The organism is Streptomyces sp. NPDC002476 (genome assembly GCF_042889785.1).
Taxonomy (GTDB): Bacteria; Actinomycetota; Actinomycetes; order Streptomycetales; family Streptomycetaceae; genus Streptomyces.
Window position 1 is genome coordinate 55,214 of sequence record NZ_JBIARH010000022.1, and the last position, 14,818, is coordinate 70,031.

At 70.2% G+C, this 14,818-nt stretch carries 14 protein-coding genes; 9 read left to right on the forward strand and 5 right to left on the reverse strand.

Going from position 1 to position 14,818, the window contains the following annotated elements; genetic code table 11:
• Positions 1 to 257 precede the first annotated feature (257 nt).
• Complete coding sequence (locus ACFYXM_RS23630) at positions 258 to 2,423, forward strand: FUSC family protein (RefSeq protein ID WP_389292086.1); 2,166 nt, start codon at positions 258 to 260, stop codon at positions 2,421 to 2,423.
• 171 nt (positions 2,424 to 2,594) lie between these two features.
• Here the strand turns inward: ACFYXM_RS23630 and ACFYXM_RS23635 are convergent, their stop codons facing one another.
• On the reverse strand, positions 2,595 to 3,131 hold the full coding sequence (locus ACFYXM_RS23635; RefSeq protein WP_389292087.1) for a hypothetical protein: 537 nt from the start codon (positions 3,129 to 3,131) through the stop codon (positions 2,595 to 2,597).
• A 280-nt stretch (positions 3,132 to 3,411) separates the two neighbouring features.
• Here ACFYXM_RS23635 and ACFYXM_RS23640 point away from each other — a divergent pair, with 280 nt between their 5' ends.
• Positions 3,412 to 3,654 carry a DUF397 domain-containing protein gene (locus ACFYXM_RS23640; protein ID WP_376239767.1) on the forward strand — a complete coding sequence of 81 codons (243 nt, stop codon included), beginning with the start codon at positions 3,412 to 3,414 and terminating at the stop codon, positions 3,652 to 3,654.
• Between the two features lie 252 nt (positions 3,655 to 3,906).
• On the opposite strand, the gene ACFYXM_RS23645 is transcribed toward ACFYXM_RS23640, so the two are convergent.
• On the reverse strand, positions 3,907 to 4,470 hold the full coding sequence (locus tag ACFYXM_RS23645; RefSeq protein WP_389292089.1) for an ATP-binding protein: 564 nt from the start codon (positions 4,468 to 4,470) through the stop codon (positions 3,907 to 3,909).
• Between ACFYXM_RS23645 and ACFYXM_RS23650 the strand changes: the two genes are divergently transcribed.
• The 5 genes from ACFYXM_RS23650 (at position 4,406) to ACFYXM_RS23670 (ending at position 8,604) form a co-directional block, all read left to right on the forward strand.
• Positions 4,406 to 4,723 (forward strand): hypothetical protein, encoded by a 318-nt coding sequence (locus ACFYXM_RS23650; RefSeq protein ID WP_389292187.1) that lies wholly within the window; start codon positions 4,406 to 4,408, stop codon positions 4,721 to 4,723. The genes ACFYXM_RS23645 and ACFYXM_RS23650 overlap by 65 nt on opposite strands.
• Before the next feature lie 73 nt (positions 4,724 to 4,796).
• Positions 4,797 to 5,681 (forward strand): helix-turn-helix domain-containing protein, encoded by an 885-nt coding sequence (locus ACFYXM_RS23655; protein ID WP_389292091.1) that lies wholly within the window; start codon positions 4,797 to 4,799, stop codon positions 5,679 to 5,681.
• A 53-nt stretch (positions 5,682 to 5,734) separates the two neighbouring features.
• A complete protein-coding gene (locus tag ACFYXM_RS23660; RefSeq protein ID WP_389292093.1) occupies positions 5,735 to 7,192 on the forward strand; it encodes an aldehyde dehydrogenase family protein in 1,458 nt (485 codons plus the stop codon).
• A gap of 200 nt (positions 7,193 to 7,392) precedes the next feature.
• The gene (locus ACFYXM_RS23665; protein ID WP_389292095.1) at positions 7,393 to 7,944 is read left to right on the forward strand and encodes a DinB family protein; all 552 of its coding nucleotides are present in this window, start codon (positions 7,393 to 7,395) and stop codon (positions 7,942 to 7,944) included.
• A gap of 18 nt (positions 7,945 to 7,962) precedes the next feature.
• Positions 7,963 to 8,604, forward strand: a complete 642-nt coding sequence (locus ACFYXM_RS23670; protein WP_389292097.1) for a PadR family transcriptional regulator — start codon at positions 7,963 to 7,965, stop codon at positions 8,602 to 8,604.
• 158 nt (positions 8,605 to 8,762) lie between these two features.
• Here the strand turns inward: ACFYXM_RS23670 and ACFYXM_RS23675 are convergent, their stop codons facing one another.
• Together ACFYXM_RS23675 and wrbA are read right to left on the reverse strand one after the other, a co-directional pair.
• Complete coding sequence (locus ACFYXM_RS23675) at positions 8,763 to 10,187, reverse strand: glutamate decarboxylase (protein WP_389292099.1); 1,425 nt, start codon at positions 10,185 to 10,187, stop codon at positions 8,763 to 8,765.
• Between the two features lie 47 nt (positions 10,188 to 10,234).
• Positions 10,235 to 10,858, reverse strand: a complete 624-nt coding sequence (gene wrbA, locus ACFYXM_RS23680) for an NAD(P)H:quinone oxidoreductase (protein WP_389292170.1) — start codon at positions 10,856 to 10,858, stop codon at positions 10,235 to 10,237.
• 235 nt (positions 10,859 to 11,093) lie between these two features.
• Between wrbA and ACFYXM_RS23685 the strand changes: the two genes are divergently transcribed.
• Both ACFYXM_RS23685 and ACFYXM_RS23690 read left to right on the forward strand, forming a co-directional pair.
• Positions 11,094 to 11,852: a MerR family transcriptional regulator gene (locus ACFYXM_RS23685; protein ID WP_389292101.1), complete on the forward strand. Its 759-nt coding sequence runs from the start codon at positions 11,094 to 11,096 to the stop codon at positions 11,850 to 11,852.
• 187 nt (positions 11,853 to 12,039) lie between these two features.
• The gene (locus tag ACFYXM_RS23690) at positions 12,040 to 12,756 is read left to right on the forward strand and encodes a DedA family protein (protein ID WP_389292102.1); all 717 of its coding nucleotides are present in this window, start codon (positions 12,040 to 12,042) and stop codon (positions 12,754 to 12,756) included.
• 319 nt (positions 12,757 to 13,075) lie between these two features.
• On the opposite strand, the gene ACFYXM_RS23695 is transcribed toward ACFYXM_RS23690, so the two are convergent.
• The gene (locus tag ACFYXM_RS23695) at positions 13,076 to 14,791 is read right to left on the reverse strand and encodes a threonine/serine exporter ThrE family protein (protein ID WP_389292104.1); all 1,716 of its coding nucleotides are present in this window, start codon (positions 14,789 to 14,791) and stop codon (positions 13,076 to 13,078) included.
• Positions 14,792 to 14,818 lie beyond the last annotated feature (27 nt).

A 14,818-nucleotide genomic window follows, 5' to 3' on the forward strand; every position in this document is an offset into this window, starting at 1 on the left:
GGGCGCGTACTGAGGCGGCGGGCACCGGCCCGCGGGCATCGGGACCGCAGGCGCCGGGAGAATCACCGGGACGCCGAGCCACGGGATGCCGGACGCCTGGGCGCGTACTGAAGCACGGGACGCCGGTCCCCGAACATGTGCTGCACCACGGGACACCGAGATGCGGGACGTCGAGATACGGAGCACCGGTGCGAGGGGATGCGACCCCAAAGTCGAGCAAGTCGGGTGAATAGGATAATTCCGGTTACGCTCTGGGCGTGAGCTGGCTCCGGGCGCTGAAGGAGACGGCCCGCTCGGGGCTGACGATCGAGCGGCGGCGTCTCGAGCCGCTCGTCGCGATCCGCGGTGCGGCCGGCCTCGCCCTCGTCATCGGGATCAGCCTCGTGTTCTTCGGGCCGGTCGTCGCCGCCAGCTCCGCGTTCGGCGCGTTCCAGGCCGCCGTTGCCACGTTCCAGCGCAGCTGGCGCCCCCGGCCCGTGCTTGCCCTGGTCTCCGGGGCGAGCCTCGCCGTGTCGACTTTTCTCGGCTACCTCACCGGTGCCCACCTGCCGCTGTTCCTGGCCCTGCTGGTGCTCTGGACCTTTCTCGCGGGCCTGGCATGGGCGGCGGGGCCGACGGGCGGGCTCATCGCGTCGTCGAACGTGGCGATCATGCTGGTGACGGTCACCCTGCCCACGTCCGTCGCGAACTCGGCCGTGCATGCCGCGGTGATCCTGTTCGGCGGCGTCGTGCAGGCGACCCTGATCGTGCTGTTCCCGGTCCGCAGATGGGGTGCCCAGCGCGACGCCCTCTCCGACGCACTGGCCGCCGAGGCCGACTACGCCCGTCGGCTGCGCCATGACCCGCTGGCCCCCTTCGACCCGGTACCGCTGATGACCGCCCGCAGTGCCGCCGCCGTCACGCCCTGGCAGGCCCGCCGCCGTCCGCCGGAGCTGCGCGGTTCGCGTGGTGTCGCCGAGCGGATCAGGCCGGTGCTCGCCTCGCTCGCGGACCCCGCGATGGGCGTACCGCCCGAGGGTCCCGAGCGGGACCGGGTCCGCGAACTTCTCGCCGCCGCCGGTTCCGTGCTCGACTCGGCGGCCGGCGCGATCCGCCACGGCGACCCGGTGAAGCTGTCCCCCTCGGCCGTCGCCGCGTTGAAGACCCCCGACACCGGCTCCCTCCTCGAAGGCCCGCCCCGCCGCGCCGCCGAGCGGCTCGACAAGTTGTTGTCCGACGTCATCGAGACCGCCGAGGGCGAAGGGACGAAGGAGGACCAGGCCCGTGCCGAACAGGCCGTCGAGGCCCTCAGGGCGGCGGGGGAGGAGGCGGCCCCGGTCTCCCCGCACCGCCCGCACCGCCGCCGTCCGACGCTGCTGCGTCTGGTCCCCGTCGTGGCGCGGGCCATGCGTGCCGAACTGCGTCCCGGCTCCCCGATCCTGCGGCACGCCGTACGGGTCGCCGTCGTCGCCGCCGTCGGATATCTCATCGGTACCGCGCTGCCGTTCGGCCACGGCTACTGGGCGCCGATGGCGGCCGTGATGACCATGCGGCCGGAGTTCTCCAAGACCTACGGGCGTGCCGTGGCCCGCTTCGGCGGCACGATCGTCGGGGTCTCGCTCGCGACGGCGATCGTCCGGAACGCCCACCCCGGTGTGACGTTCTCGGCGGTGCTCGCCGTGTGCTGCGCCCTGCTGATGTACCTGCTGATGCGCACCGGGTACGTCGTCGGCCAGGTGTGTGTCTCCGCCTACGTCGTGTTCCTGCTGGGCATGGGCGGCGACAACTTGTCGCAGACCGTGCATGAGCGGGTGATCCTCACCCTCGTCGGCGGTCTCCTCGCGATGACCTCGTACGCCGTCTACCCGGCCTGGGAGACCCCGCGGCTGCGCGGCAGGCTCGGTGACTGGCTGAAGGCGGGCGGGAAGTACGCCGCCACGGTCGTCGGCCAGTACGCCGTACCGGCCGAGCGCGGACCGGACGAGGTGCGGTCCGCCCTGCTCGACACCCGTGAGGCCCGGGTCGCCTGGCAGGAGGCGGTGGCCGCCGCCCAGCACGAACCCGTGCGCAGCCGCGGTCTCTCCCGTGCCGCCGCGGACGACACCGAACACGCCCTGGCCGAGTTCGGGCGGGTCGCGATGCTGCTGGAGGCGCATCTCCCGTGCGGCGCCGCCACCCCCGTAGCGGAGGCCGGGCCGCTGGCCGAGGCGCTGCGCCGGTCCACCGAGCGGGCCGCGAAGGACGTGCGGGAGCGACGGGTACCGGACTGGACGGAGGTGCGCGAGGTACTCGCGCGGTGGGACGCGCGGCAGGAAGCGGCCGAGGGGGGCGCCGACCCGGTCGTGCGCAGCGGGGCGGGGCTGCTGCTCGACGCCCTGGAGGAGTTCTCCCGGGGGCTGGACGGCGTGCCGGGCGGCAACCCTCCGGGAAAGAAGGCGGGGTGACGCCCGGCGGCCGACCTGCCGCTCAGGCATCAGGGACCCGGCAGGGCCCGGCAGGCCCGGGCAAGTCCCGCAGGGAGCGCAGGGACGGCAGGTCTGGTAGGTCCCGCCGGTCCGGCAGGACCTACTGGACCGGGGGCTACTTGTCCGGCAAGTTCACCGGTTCGGCAAGTTCTACTGGTCCGGCAGGTCGGGCAGGCCCGACGGGAGCGCCCCCGGCGCGGTCTTCGCCAGGGTGTCCTTCGTGCCGACGGACCAGGACACCACGACGGTCCGGCCGTTGACGGACTCCACGGTTCCGTCGGTGCGGTCGGTGCTTCCGTCGGCGCACTTGAGTGCCAGTGTCACCCTGCCGGTGTCCCGCACCTCGCCCGTGCAGGCGCCCTGCTCCGTGATGAGCACCGCCTTCCCGGACGCGACGGACAGGACCACCGCCTTGCCGTCGGTCTTCCCGGCCCACGCCCCCTCCAGAGCCCCGGCGCCGTTGGTCGAATCGCTCCCCGAGGCACCCCCCGAGGCACCCCCCGAGCCACTCCCCGACCCGTTCCCCGGCCCCTCCCCGGTAGCGTCTCCGGAGCCGTCGCCGCCTGGAGTCCGGCCGGTCTTCCCGGCGTCCTGCCCGTTGCCCGGGCCGTTCTTTCCCCCCTCACTGCCATCACCGCCGCCGCAACCGGTCAGCGTGAGCGCGGTGAGGAGTCCGGCGGTGATCACGGCGCCTGAGCGTACGACTTTCCACATCTGGAATTCCCCCTCGTACGGCATAAAGACCGCGCCAAGCTACCAGTGCGCGGTATCGGGATGGGCGGGCCGAGGCGAGGTGGGCGAACCGAAGAGGCATCCAGGACGCCTCTTCCTGCGTCTGAGTCTGTAATCGTGGGAACACCTTGTGTGCACGTGCATCCGCTCATGCATCTGCTCATGCATGGATATCTGAACAAGGTTATGATCCGAGACAGTTGACACTTGCACCTTGTAACTCGGGGAGCGTCCTGTGCACCACGTGTACAACGGCATGGCGGCCACAGAGCTTCGCGGAGTCGTCTGGCAGAAGAGCAGACACAGCAACTCCCAAGGATCCTGTGTGGAGTTCGCGAAACTGCCCGGGGGAGATGTGGCGATGCGGAATTCGCGCCACCCCGACGGTCCGGCACTGGTCTATACGCCGGCCGAGATAGAGGCGTTGCTGCTCGGCGTGAAGGACGGCGAGTTCGACCACCTTGTCGCGGGCGGCTGACCCGAACCCTCAACGGGGCTTCCGTAGGGCGGAGTTCGAAGGGGAGCGGGCGTCGCGCGGGCCGGTGGGGGCGGCAGTGTCACCCGTCGGCCGTTCACTCGATCGTCCGGACCGCCGCCCACCGGGCGATGGCCTGCCCGTCGCCGGACGGCCCGGTCCCCTGCGGTCAGGTGGCCCGCCCCGGTCAAGTGGCCCGCCTTGCGAGCGGCCTGCCGGTCGGCCGGACGGCCCGGCCCGTCCGACGGCCGGTCGTCAGCTCGTCAGCTGTCCGCCCGGTGCGCGGGTGTACGGCACCCGGGGGGCCGTCGACGCGGCCTCCGGGCACCCGGACAGCCGGAACAGCGCCCAGACGACCTTCCCGCGCGGCATCACCCCGGCCCCGACGCCCTCCGCGCCCAGGAAGGGGGAGGGATACCAGCCCCATGAGTCACTGATGGACTCCACCAGGAAGAGACCACGCCCCGACTCGGCGGAGTCCGCCACCTCCGAGGCGATCGGGCTCTCCTGGCTGGGGTCGCGCACCGCGCACACCAGACGCGAGCTCCACCGCATCAAGTGCAGTCGTACGGGTGGTTCCTGCGGTTCCGGCGCGATGTCCGAGGGGAGTGCGTGGCGCAGTGCGTTGGTGACGAGTTCGGAGACGACCAGGGCGACGTCGTCGAAGCGGTCGTCCAGCCCCCAGCCGGTCAGTGTCGTCCGGGTGAACCGTCGCGCTCCGCTCACGGCTTCGTAGCGTGCGGGCAAGGTGCAGGTGGCCGAGCCGGAGACGGCTGAGGGATCGATGGGTGGAAGCCCTTGCCGTAACGGCGCGAGCATCGTCGATCCATTCGTCCCCATGCGAGGCACTCCCGGGATTCGCGGCTGTATCGGTACTACGGGGTACAGCGGCACAACACGAACGAGCACGCAGGTGCGCGATGGCCATCGTTCCGAATGCGCCGAGCAGATGCAAGGGCAGATGCACGTGCACGCGCCGGGACTGTCCGATCCCGTGCCGGTTCTTGGTCATTTCTTCCTGCGGGGATTTTCACAGCTTTACGAAGCCCTTCCTGTCTGCGTAATCGAATGAGTACGGGGCGAAGCGTTTTGGTGGCAGAATCCGGCACTTGGGGTTCTGGGGGCGGCCCCTTGTCCAGGAAGCGATGGGGAGGACCGGGCCAGTGGCTGCAGGCGAGTCGAGTGGATCTGTGGTGCGGCGCATCCTGCTGGGCTCACAGCTCAGGCGATTGCGTGACTCGCGTGGAATCACCCGCGAGGCGGCCGGCTACTCCATCCGGGCATCCGAATCCAAGATCAGCCGCATGGAGTTGGGACGGGTGAGCTTCAAGGCCAGGGACGTAGAGGACCTGCTCACGCTCTACGGAGTCACGGACGAGGCGGAGCGCGAGGCCCTGCTGGGCCTGGCGCGCGAGGCCAACGTGGCGGGGTGGTGGCACAGTTACGGAGACGTGCTGCCGGGGTGGTTCCAGACGTACGTCGGCCTGGAGGGCGCGGCGTCGCTCATCCGGGTGTACGAAGTCCAGTTCGTCCACGGGCTGTTGCAGACCGAGGCGTACGCGCACGCGGTCGTCGTCCGGGGCATGGGCGGTGACGCCCCCGCCGTCGAGGTCGAGCGCCGCGTCGCGCTGCGGCTGGAACGCCAGAAGGCCCTCGTGTCCGAACGCGCGCCGCGTCTCCACGCGGTGCTGGACGAGGCGGCGTTGCGCCGCCCGTACGGGGACCGCGAAGTCATGCGCGGGCAATTGCGGCATCTCATCGAAATGTCCGAACACCCCAACATCACGCTTCAGGTGATGCCCTTCAGTTTCGGCGGACACGCGGGAGAGGGAGGTTCATTCACCATGCTCCGATTCCCGGAATCCGATCTGTCGGACATCGTCTACTTGGAGCAGCTGACAAGTGCGCTTTATTTGGACAAGGCCGAAGAAGTCGCTCAGTACGAAAAGGCCATGACGCGGTTGCACGAGGACAGTCCGGGTCCCGAGGAGAGCCGCGATCTCCTTCGTGGTCTCCTCCAACTCACCTGATTCATCGTTACGATGACGGTCCGATGGGAGTCTGCACCTGAGTTGGGGATCGTATGTCGTTCTTCTACGAGCTGGCCGACCAGTACATCGACGGTGAGTGGCGGACCGGAACCGGCTCGTGGGACATCATCGATTTCAATCCCTACAACGGTGAGAAACTCGCCGCGATCACCATCGCCACCGCGCGCGAGGTCGACCTGGCCTACCGCGCCGCCGAACGCGCCCAGCAGTCCTGGGCCGCCACGGGACCGTACCGGCGCCGGGCAATTCTGGAACGTGCGCTGCGCATCATCGAGGAGCAGCACGAAGCGATCGTCGAGGTCGTCATCGACGAACTGGGCGGCATCCGTTCCAAGGCCGAGCAGGAGATCCACGTGGCCAAGGAATTCCTGCGCGACGCGACACGGCTGGCACTGAGCCCCATGGGCCGCATTCTGCCCTCCCCGGTGGACGGAAAGGAGAACCGTGTCCACCGCAGGCCGATAGGCGTCGTCGGTGTCGTAAGCCCCTTCAACTTCCCTTTCCTGGTGGCGATGAAGTCCGTTGCACCGGCTCTCGCGCTCGGCAACGCCGTCGTCCTCAAGCCCAACCAGAACGCCCCGGTCTCCGGCGGCGTGCTGCTGGCGAAGATCTTCGAGGACGCCGGGCTGCCCGCGGGACTCCTCAACGTGCTGATCACCGATGTCGCCGAGATCGGGGACGCGTTCATCGAACACCCTGTGCCGAAGATGATCTCCTTCGCGGGTACGGACCGGGCCGGCCGGCACGTCGGCGCCGTCGCGGCCGGGCACTTCAAGCGCACGATCCTCGAACTCAGCGGCAACAGCGCTCTGGTGGTGCTGGACGACGCGGACGTCGACCACGCCGTCGACGCCGCCGTCTTCAGTCGTTTCATGTACCAGGGCCAGGTCTGCATGGCCGCCAACCGCGTCCTGGTGGACCGACGTGTCGAGCGGGAGTTCACCGAGAAGTTCACCGCCCGGGTGGCCGCCCTGCGGACCGGCGACCCCCGCGACCCGCGGACCGAGATCGGCCCGGTCATCAACACGTTCCAGGCCGACGCGCTGACCGCCTTCGTCGACCAGGCCCTCGCCGAGGGGGCCACCGCGCCCGTACGGGGCCGTACGCGTGGCAACCTCGTCGAACCGACCGTGCTCACCGGGCTGCCGGAGGACTCCCCGCTGCTGTCCCAGGAGATATTCGGCCCGGTGGTGGTCCTGATGACGTTCGACGGCGAGGACGAAGCCGTACGGATCGCCAACGCCACCCCGTACGGCCTGAGCGGCGCCGTCCACACCCGTGGCATCGAGCGCGGGGTGCGGTTCGCGCGGCGCGTGGTCAGCGGGATGTTCCACGTCAACGGGCCCACCGTCCAGGACGACCCGCTGGTGGTCTTCGGCGGCGAGAAGTCCTCCGGGGTCGGCCGGCTGAACGGCGAGGCGGCCGTGGAAGCCTTCACGACCCAGACATGGATGTCCATCCAGCACGGGCGGAGCGCTTTCCCCTTCTAGTGCTGAGGGCTTTCCGAGGGCTTCCGAGGGCTTCCGTTCCGGGGCCGGGCCGGGCCGATCCGGGGCGGCCATGGGGTCGCCGGTCGGGGCGTCCGTCGGGCCGTCGCGCGATGAGGTCAGGATCTGACCTCTTGGGGTCCTAACGTGACCGGCGTCAGGAAGAGCAAGCAGAATCCGGCACGGTTCCCGAGGTGGACATCATGGTCACTCACGTTCCCGCAGAAGCTTTCGGTGACGAGCGCGGCGCGCTCCTCTCCTTCGTCGCGGCACAGCGCGGCGCGATCCGCCGTTCGCTGATCGGTCTTACCGCGCAGCAGGCGGCGAGCCGTCCCAGCGCGAGCGAACTGTCCCTGGGCGGGCTGCTCAAGCACGCCGCCGAGGCGGAGCTCAACTGGCTGCGGATGGCCCAGCAGCGGCCGAGCGAGACCTCGCGCAACCAGGACACCTGGGCGGACAGTTTCCGGCTCCTCGGTGACGAGACCGTGGAGGGGATGCTGGAGTTCTGGGAGGACGTCGCGGTCCAGGTCGAGAAGTTCATCCGCTCGGTGCCCAGCCTGGACGACACCTTCCCGCTTCCCGAGGCGCCCTGGTTCCCCGAGGAGGGGCGGGTCTCGATGCGCTGGCTGCTGCTCCACCTCGTCGAGGAGCACGCGCGTCACGCCGGACATGCCGACATCATCCGGGAGTCCCTGGACGGCAGCACCGCGTTCGAGCTGGTCGCCAAGGCGGAGGGTTACGCTGGTCAAAGTTGATCAGGAGGGGTGCGTGACATGTCCGCGATCCGGCTGCTCGTCCTGTGCGCGGTGCGTCAGCACGGGCGGGCGCACGGCTACCAGGTCCGCAACGACCTGGAGTACTGGGGCGCCCACGAGTGGTCCAACGCCAAGCCCGGATCGATCTACCACGCGCTGAAGCAGATGGCGAAGCAGGGGCTGCTGGTCGCCCACGAGACCGCTCCGAGCACGGTGGGCGGCCCGCCCCGGACCGAGTACGAGATCACCGAGCGGGGGAACGAGGAGTACCTGGCGCTGCTGCGCGAGGCGCTGACCTCGTACGACCAGAAGCCGGACGCACTGGCGGCGGGCCTCGGCGGCATGGTCGACCTGGAGCGCTCCGAGGTGGTCGGGCTGCTCAGGCAGCGGGTGGCCGGTCTCGTGGCCTGGCGGGCATCGGTCACGGAGTACTACACGCCGGAGGCCGGGCCCGAAGCACTCGGGCACATCGGCGAGATCATGAACATGTGGGTCCACTCGGCGGATGCCGGGGCCGAGTGGACGCGCGGGCTGATAGCCCGTATCGAGGGCGGCGCGTACAGCTTCGCGGGGGAGGGCGAACCGTTCGTCGGCGTGCTCGCGGAGGGGCAGGAGAACCCGTACGCGACGGGCGTCCGGGCTCCCGGCGACGACGAGTGACCGGGCGGAAGGGCGAGTGACCGGCCGGAAGTCGGTGGTGGAGGCCGGTGACGCATGTCGGCGGACATCAGCGCCGGACATCAGCGCCGGACATCAGCGCCGGACATCAGCGCCGGACATCAGCGCCGGACATCAGCGCCGGACATCAGCGCCGGACATCAGTGGTGGAAGGATGTCGCCGCCTGCTTGTCGTGGCTCAACGGGTGCGGCTGACGGCGTAGTTCGGGCAGGATCAGCCGGAGGTCCTCCATGAGCAGTTCGGCCAGGTCCGACGAGAAGCCGTTGCGGCACACCACCCGCAGCACCGACAGGTCCTGCCGGTTGGCCGGGAAGGTGTACGCGGGCACCAGCCAGCCGTGCTCGCGCAGCCGCCGCGACACGTCGAAGACGTCGTACGCCTCCACGTCCGGTGTGGTCGTCAGCGCGAAGACGGGCAGCTGATCGCCCCGCGTGAGCAGCCGGAAGTCCCCCAACTCCTCGATCTTTCCCGCCAGTCCGCAGGCGATGTCGCGGGACGACTGCTGGACGGCCCGGTATCCGTCCCGGCCCAGCCGCAGGAACGTGTAGTACTGCGCGACCACCTGGGAGCCGGGCCGGGAGAAGTTCAGCGCGAAGGTCGGCATGTCGCCGCCCAGGTAGTTGACCCGGAAGACCAGCTCCTCGGGAAGTTCGGCGGGCGAGCGCCACAGCGCCCAGCCGACGCCGGGGTAGACCAGTCCGTACTTGTGGCCCGAGGTGTTGATCGAGGAGACCCGGGGCAGCCGGAAGTCCCACACCAGGTCCGGGTCCAGGAACGGCGCGATCATCCCGCCGGACGCCCCGTCGACGTGGACGGGGACATCGAGACCGGTGCGTTCCTGGAGCGCGTCCAGGGCGGCGCAGAGTTCGGCGATCGGCTCGTACGAGCCGTCGAAGGTGGAGCCGATGATGCCGACGACGCCGATGGTGTTCTCGTCGCAGAGGTCGGCCGCCGCCTGCGGGTCGAGATGGAAGCGGTCGCCCTCCATCGGGACCTGCCGCGCTTCGATCTCCCAGAAGTTGCAGAACTTCTCCCAGCAGACCTGCACGTTGATGCCCATGACCAGGTTCGGCCGGGCGGACGCCGGGTAGCGGTCGGCGTTCCTGGCCGCCCAACGGCGTTTCAGCGCCATCCCCGCGAGCATGCACGCCTCGCTGGAGCCGGTCGTCGAGCAGCCCACGGTGGCCGACGGATCGGGCGCGTTCCACAGATCTGCGAGCATCGCCACGCACCGTCGCTCCAACTCGGCGGTGCGCGGGTACTCGTCCTTGTCGATCATGTTCTTGTCGCAGCACTCGCCCATCAGCACCCTGGCCTGGGGCTCCATCCAGGTGGTGACGAAGGTGGCGAGGTTGAGCCGCGCGTTGCCGTCCAGCATCAACTCGTCGTGGACCAGTTGGTACGCGGTCGACGGCGCCATCGGCCCGTCGGGGAGCCGGTGACGGGGCGGCGCCGTCTCCATGCCGGCGACCGGATCGGCCTCGCCGAAGAACGGGTTGAGGGCGAGCCTGCGGCGTTCCCGGGACGGTTCCGTGCCGGGGGGCGAACCAGTGTGGAGAGACATCGGCGGACAGCCCTTCTCGGCTCTCGACGGACTCGGGACGGCGGGGGTCAACTCTGCGCGGCGAGACCGTCCTTGATGGCACGGGCGAACTTCACGACCCGCTCGGCCTGGATCCGGGCGGCGGTCAGCGTCTGCTCGCCGACCGGGATGTCGCCCTGCCCCGACACGTGAGAGGTGCCGTACGGGTTCCCGTCGACGAACTTCGCTGGGTCCGTGTAGCCGGGGGCGACCAGGATGCCGCCGAAGTGGTGAACCGTGTGGTAGAGCGCCAGCAGGGTGGATTCCTGGCCGCCGTGCGCGGTGCTGGTGGAGGTGAAGCCGCTGTACACCTTGTCGGCGAGCCGGCCCGCCTGCCAGAGGCCCCCGAGGGTGTCCAGGAACTGCTTCAGCTGGGAGGTGACGTTGCCGAAGCGGGTGGGCGTGCCGAAGATCACGGCGTCCGCCCAGATCATGTCGTCGGGCGACGCCTCGGCGACGTCGGCGGTCGCCCTCGCGTTGGCGGCCCAGGCCGGATTGGAGTCGATGGCGGCCTGCGGGGCGAGTTCGGCAGCCTTGCGCAGCCGTACCTGTGCACCGGCCTTCTCCGCATACTCCACGACGGCCTCGGCCATCGCGGCGACCGTACCGGTCGAGGAGTAGTAGATGACGGCGACGTTGACGGGCGTGGGCATCGCGGAGACCTCCGGCAGGCAGGAGGGAACGAATCCGAACATATCCGGACGTATCCATATGGAGGTGACGATACGGAATGTGGGGGCATCCGGCGCGTCGGCCGGCCGAGCGGTGCCGTGAAGGGGCTCCGGCTTGCACCTCACGTGACGTCAGGACGCAGGATCGGAACGTACCCGGGATTCAGGCGTCCCGGGGCAGGAGACGTAGCGAGCGGAGAAGGGAGCGGGGAGGGTCGTGGGCCACTCCGTGGGACAGGTGGCCGGCTTCGCCGGGGTCACGGTGCGCACCCTGCACCACTACGACGCCATCGGGCTGCTCTCGCCCGGCGGGCGCAGCTACTCCGGTCACCGTCGGTACGACGACGCGGACCTGGACCGGTTGCAGCAGATCCTGTTCTACCGGGAGCTGGGCTTCCCGCTCGATGAGATCGCGGTACTGCTCGACGACCCGGACGCGGACCCGCAGGAGCACCTGCGCCGCCAGCACCGACTGCTGACCGACCGGATCGCCGGGCTCCAGAGGATGGCGGACGCCGTCGAGACAGCCATGGAGGCACGGAAGATGGGCATCGACCTCACGCCGGAGGAGAAGTTCGAGGTGTTCGGGGACAAGGACCCCGAGGAGCACGCGGAGGAGGCCGAACGCCGCTGGGGCGGCACCGACGCCTACACCGAGTCGCAGCGCCGGGCCGCCCGGTACACGAAGGAGGACTGGAAGCGGATGCAGGCGGAGCTGGCCGACTGGGACGCCGCCTACGTCGCGCTCATGGAGGCCGGCGAGCCGGCCACGGGTGCGCGCGCCATGGACCTGGTCGAGGCGTACCGGCAGCACATCACCAAGTGGTTCTACCCGTGCACGCCCGAGATGCACCGGGCGCTCGCGGAGATGTACGTGTCCGACCCGCGGTTCCATGCCCACTACGAGTCGATCCGGCCCGGCATGGCCGAGCACCTGCGCGACGCCGTCGTCGCCAACGCGGAACGCCTCTTGTAGTCGCGCGCGGCCGTGCGGGGGACTCGCGTGGCCGCGCAAGGGGAGATTTGTCCCTGGTTGTTCCGGTCCGTGCGCCCGTGAGGGAGACTGGAACCCGACGACGGCATTCTGCGTTGATAGCTTTGGGCGGCCACGCAGTTGTCGGCGGCCACGCAGCCGCCATCGACCGACTCAGGAGCCCGGACCCTTGAATACGCTTGCGCTCGGACCGAGCTGGCTGGACCCGGACTATCTCATCAACACCTTCGGACTCCCGGGTGTCCTCCTCATCGTCTTCGCCGAGTCCGGACTGCTGATCGGCTTCTTCCTGCCCGGCGACTCCCTGCTCTTCACCACGGGCCTGCTGGTCACCACGGGCCAGTTGCGGTTCCCGCTGTGGATGGTCTGCACGCTGGTGGCCGTGGCGGCGATCATCGGTGACCAGGTGGGGTATCTCTTCGGCCGCAAGGTGGGCCCGTCGCTCTTCAAGCGCCCGGACTCCCGCCTCTTCAAGCAGGAGAACGTCGAGAAGGCGCACGACTTCTTCGAGAAGTACGGGCCGAAGTCGCTGATCCTGGCCCGCTTCGTCCCCGTGGTGCGTACGTTCACGCCGATCATCGCCGGCGTGAGCCGGATGAACTACCGCTCGTTCATCGTGTTCAACATCATCGGCGGGATCCTGTGGGGGGTCGGCGTCACGCTCCTCGGCTCCGCCCTCGGCAAGATCGAGTTCGTCCACAAGAACATCGAGGCGATACTCATCCTGATCGTGCTCATCTCGGTGGTGCCGATCGCGATCGAGTTCCTGCGGGCCCGTTCCAGGGCGAAGAAGGACGCGGCGGCGGGGATCGCGGCTTCGGGCGACGGGCCGGCCGCCGACGGTGGACCGGTCGCCGTCCAGCGCGGGCGCCACGCCAAGCGCTGACCGGGCCCCGAGGCCCACGATGCTCGCTTCCCGCGGGGGCGTACGCGTACGGCGCGTACGCCCCCGCGGCGTATCCACCGACTCGGCCCCCGGGGCCGCGCCCCGGCGTCGTGGGCCCGTGGTCCGGTGCCGCCGACAAGGGCACCCGTGCCGCGGCTGTCGGCTCGGGCACCCGCACCCGCAGGCCCCGGGACCGGAAGCTCCGGCCTGGAGACCCGTACTGCGGGCCCGGACACTTGGGCCGCAGGTCCGTGTGCCGAGACTCCGGCGGGGAGTCAGGCGGGAGTCCGGAAAATCCGGCCCGGAGGTCGCGACCGGCTCAGAAGCCGCGCGTCCGCTTGGCCGCGCGGCGGTTCGCCCCGCCGACCTCTCCCGGCACCCGCATGAACAACCGGGAGATCTCGCTCCCCAGGTTCACCCCGATCGCGATGGCCAGCGCCGTCGCCACGGCGGTGGACAGCGACACGAGCCCGGCGTTCACGTTCCCCTGCGCCACGGCCAGCAGCCCGAAGTACGTGGCCGAACCCGGCAGCAGCGGGCCGATCGCGGCCGTGATGAAGGGCAGCGACGAGGTGTGCCGGTAACGCGAGAGGAGCTGCCCGAACAGGCCCACCAGACCGGCCGCCGTCGCCGTCGCCAGCACCGGTGAGATGCCTCCGGTACGGGCCATCGCCCCGAAGACCACCCAGGCCACGGCGCCGTTGAGGGTGACCGCCAGGACCGTGGAACGGTCCTGCTGGAGCAGGATCGCGAAGGCGAAACAGAGTGCCATCGACGCCAGGATCTGCACCACGGGCCGGTCGGTGGCGAAGAACCTGGTCCCCGGGTTCAGCTGTGCGCCCAGCTGGAGGCCCATGTACAGCACGAGCAGCACACCGACGACGATGCCGATGAACAGGTACATGACTTCGAGCAGGCGTGCCGCCGCCGTGATGTAGAAACCGGTCAGCCCGTCCTGCACGCCCGCGACCAGGGCCCGCCCCGGCAGCAGCGCGAACAGCCCACCCGTGATGACCGCGGACGGCCGCAGGTCCGACCAGTGGGTCAGGGTCAGCGCCACGCCCAGCGCGGCGGGCGGCATCGCCGCCACCACGAACTGGTAGAACTCCGGCAGCCCGCGCCCGGCGCACAGCCAGGCGAGCCGGTCACCGAGCATCGCGCCGATCGCCGCCACCACGAACACCAGCGCGCCACCGCCGACCAGCACCGAGGCCGCCCCCGCGAGACCGCCGCCGGCCAGCGTCAGCACCCAGCCGGAGTACGGGTGCCGGTTGCGTCGTATCTCCGCCAGGCGCCGGTAGGCGTCCTCCAGCGAGACCTCGACCTCCCCGGTGGTGATGTCGTCGATGAGCCGGAAGACGGCGGCCAGCCGGGTGTAGTCGGTGCCCCGGCGGCGTACGGTACGGCTCGCCGTCACCGGGTCGTCGACCAGCGACGGCTGGTACGAGATGGAGAGCAGGGTGAAGGTGACCGTGGGCTCGCTGCGGTCCAGCCCGTAGCTGCGGGTCACCGCGAACATCGCCGCCTCGACGTCCTCGGCGCCCTCGCCACCGGCGAGCAGCAGTTCCCCGATGCGCAGCGTCAGGTCGAGCACGCGCGGCACCGCCGGGCCCGTCTCGTCGGACTTCTGCACCAGCTCGGGCGCGGGACGCTCGGCGACCGGCATGCGCAGCATCGTGCGCATCCGGTCCTGCCAGGGAGCCTCCTTGGTCAGCCGGATCATCGGGCTGCCGTGCGCGGGAGTGAAGGCGGGAGGCGATTGGTGGGCGCGGTACGTGCTCGGCGGCACGAAGGCGGAGCCGATCGTGTCCGAGCCCGAACCGGAACCCGGCCCCGAGCCGGAACCCGAAGCGGAACCCGCCCCGGCCCCCTGGGACTCGGTCGCCAGACCGGCCGGGACGGCGAATTCCGAGGTCGGGTGGTCGTCGTCCGCGGCCGGCGCGGGCGGCTCCACCCCCGCCGGTGGTACGAAGGCGCTGCGTGCCTCGTCGGACTGGGGCTTCTGGTCCTCCGGACCGCCCGGTTCCGCCACCACTCGACCAGTTCCTCCTCGGCTGTGCGA

Excerpts from the sequence above, each read along its gene's own strand:
- ACFYXM_RS23645 (WP_389292089.1), bottom strand. The coding sequence starts at position 4,470 with ATGCTCGCGCCGTTACGGCAAGGGCTTCCACCCATCGATCCCTCAGCC.
- ACFYXM_RS23660 (WP_389292093.1), top strand. The coding sequence starts at position 5,735 with ATGTCGTTCTTCTACGAGCTGGCCGACCAGTACATCGACGGTGAGTGG.
- ACFYXM_RS23670 (WP_389292097.1), top strand. The coding sequence starts at position 7,963 with ATGTCCGCGATCCGGCTGCTCGTCCTGTGCGCGGTGCGTCAGCACGGG.
- wrbA (WP_389292170.1), bottom strand. The coding sequence starts at position 10,858 with ATGCCCACGCCCGTCAACGTCGCCGTCATCTACTACTCCTCGACCGGT.
- ACFYXM_RS23675 (WP_389292099.1), bottom strand. The coding sequence starts at position 10,187 with ATGTCTCTCCACACTGGTTCGCCCCCCGGCACGGAACCGTCCCGGGAA.
- ACFYXM_RS23655 (WP_389292091.1), top strand. The coding sequence starts at position 4,797 with ATGGGGAGGACCGGGCCAGTGGCTGCAGGCGAGTCGAGTGGATCTGTG.
- ACFYXM_RS23665 (WP_389292095.1), top strand. The coding sequence starts at position 7,393 with ATGGTCACTCACGTTCCCGCAGAAGCTTTCGGTGACGAGCGCGGCGCG.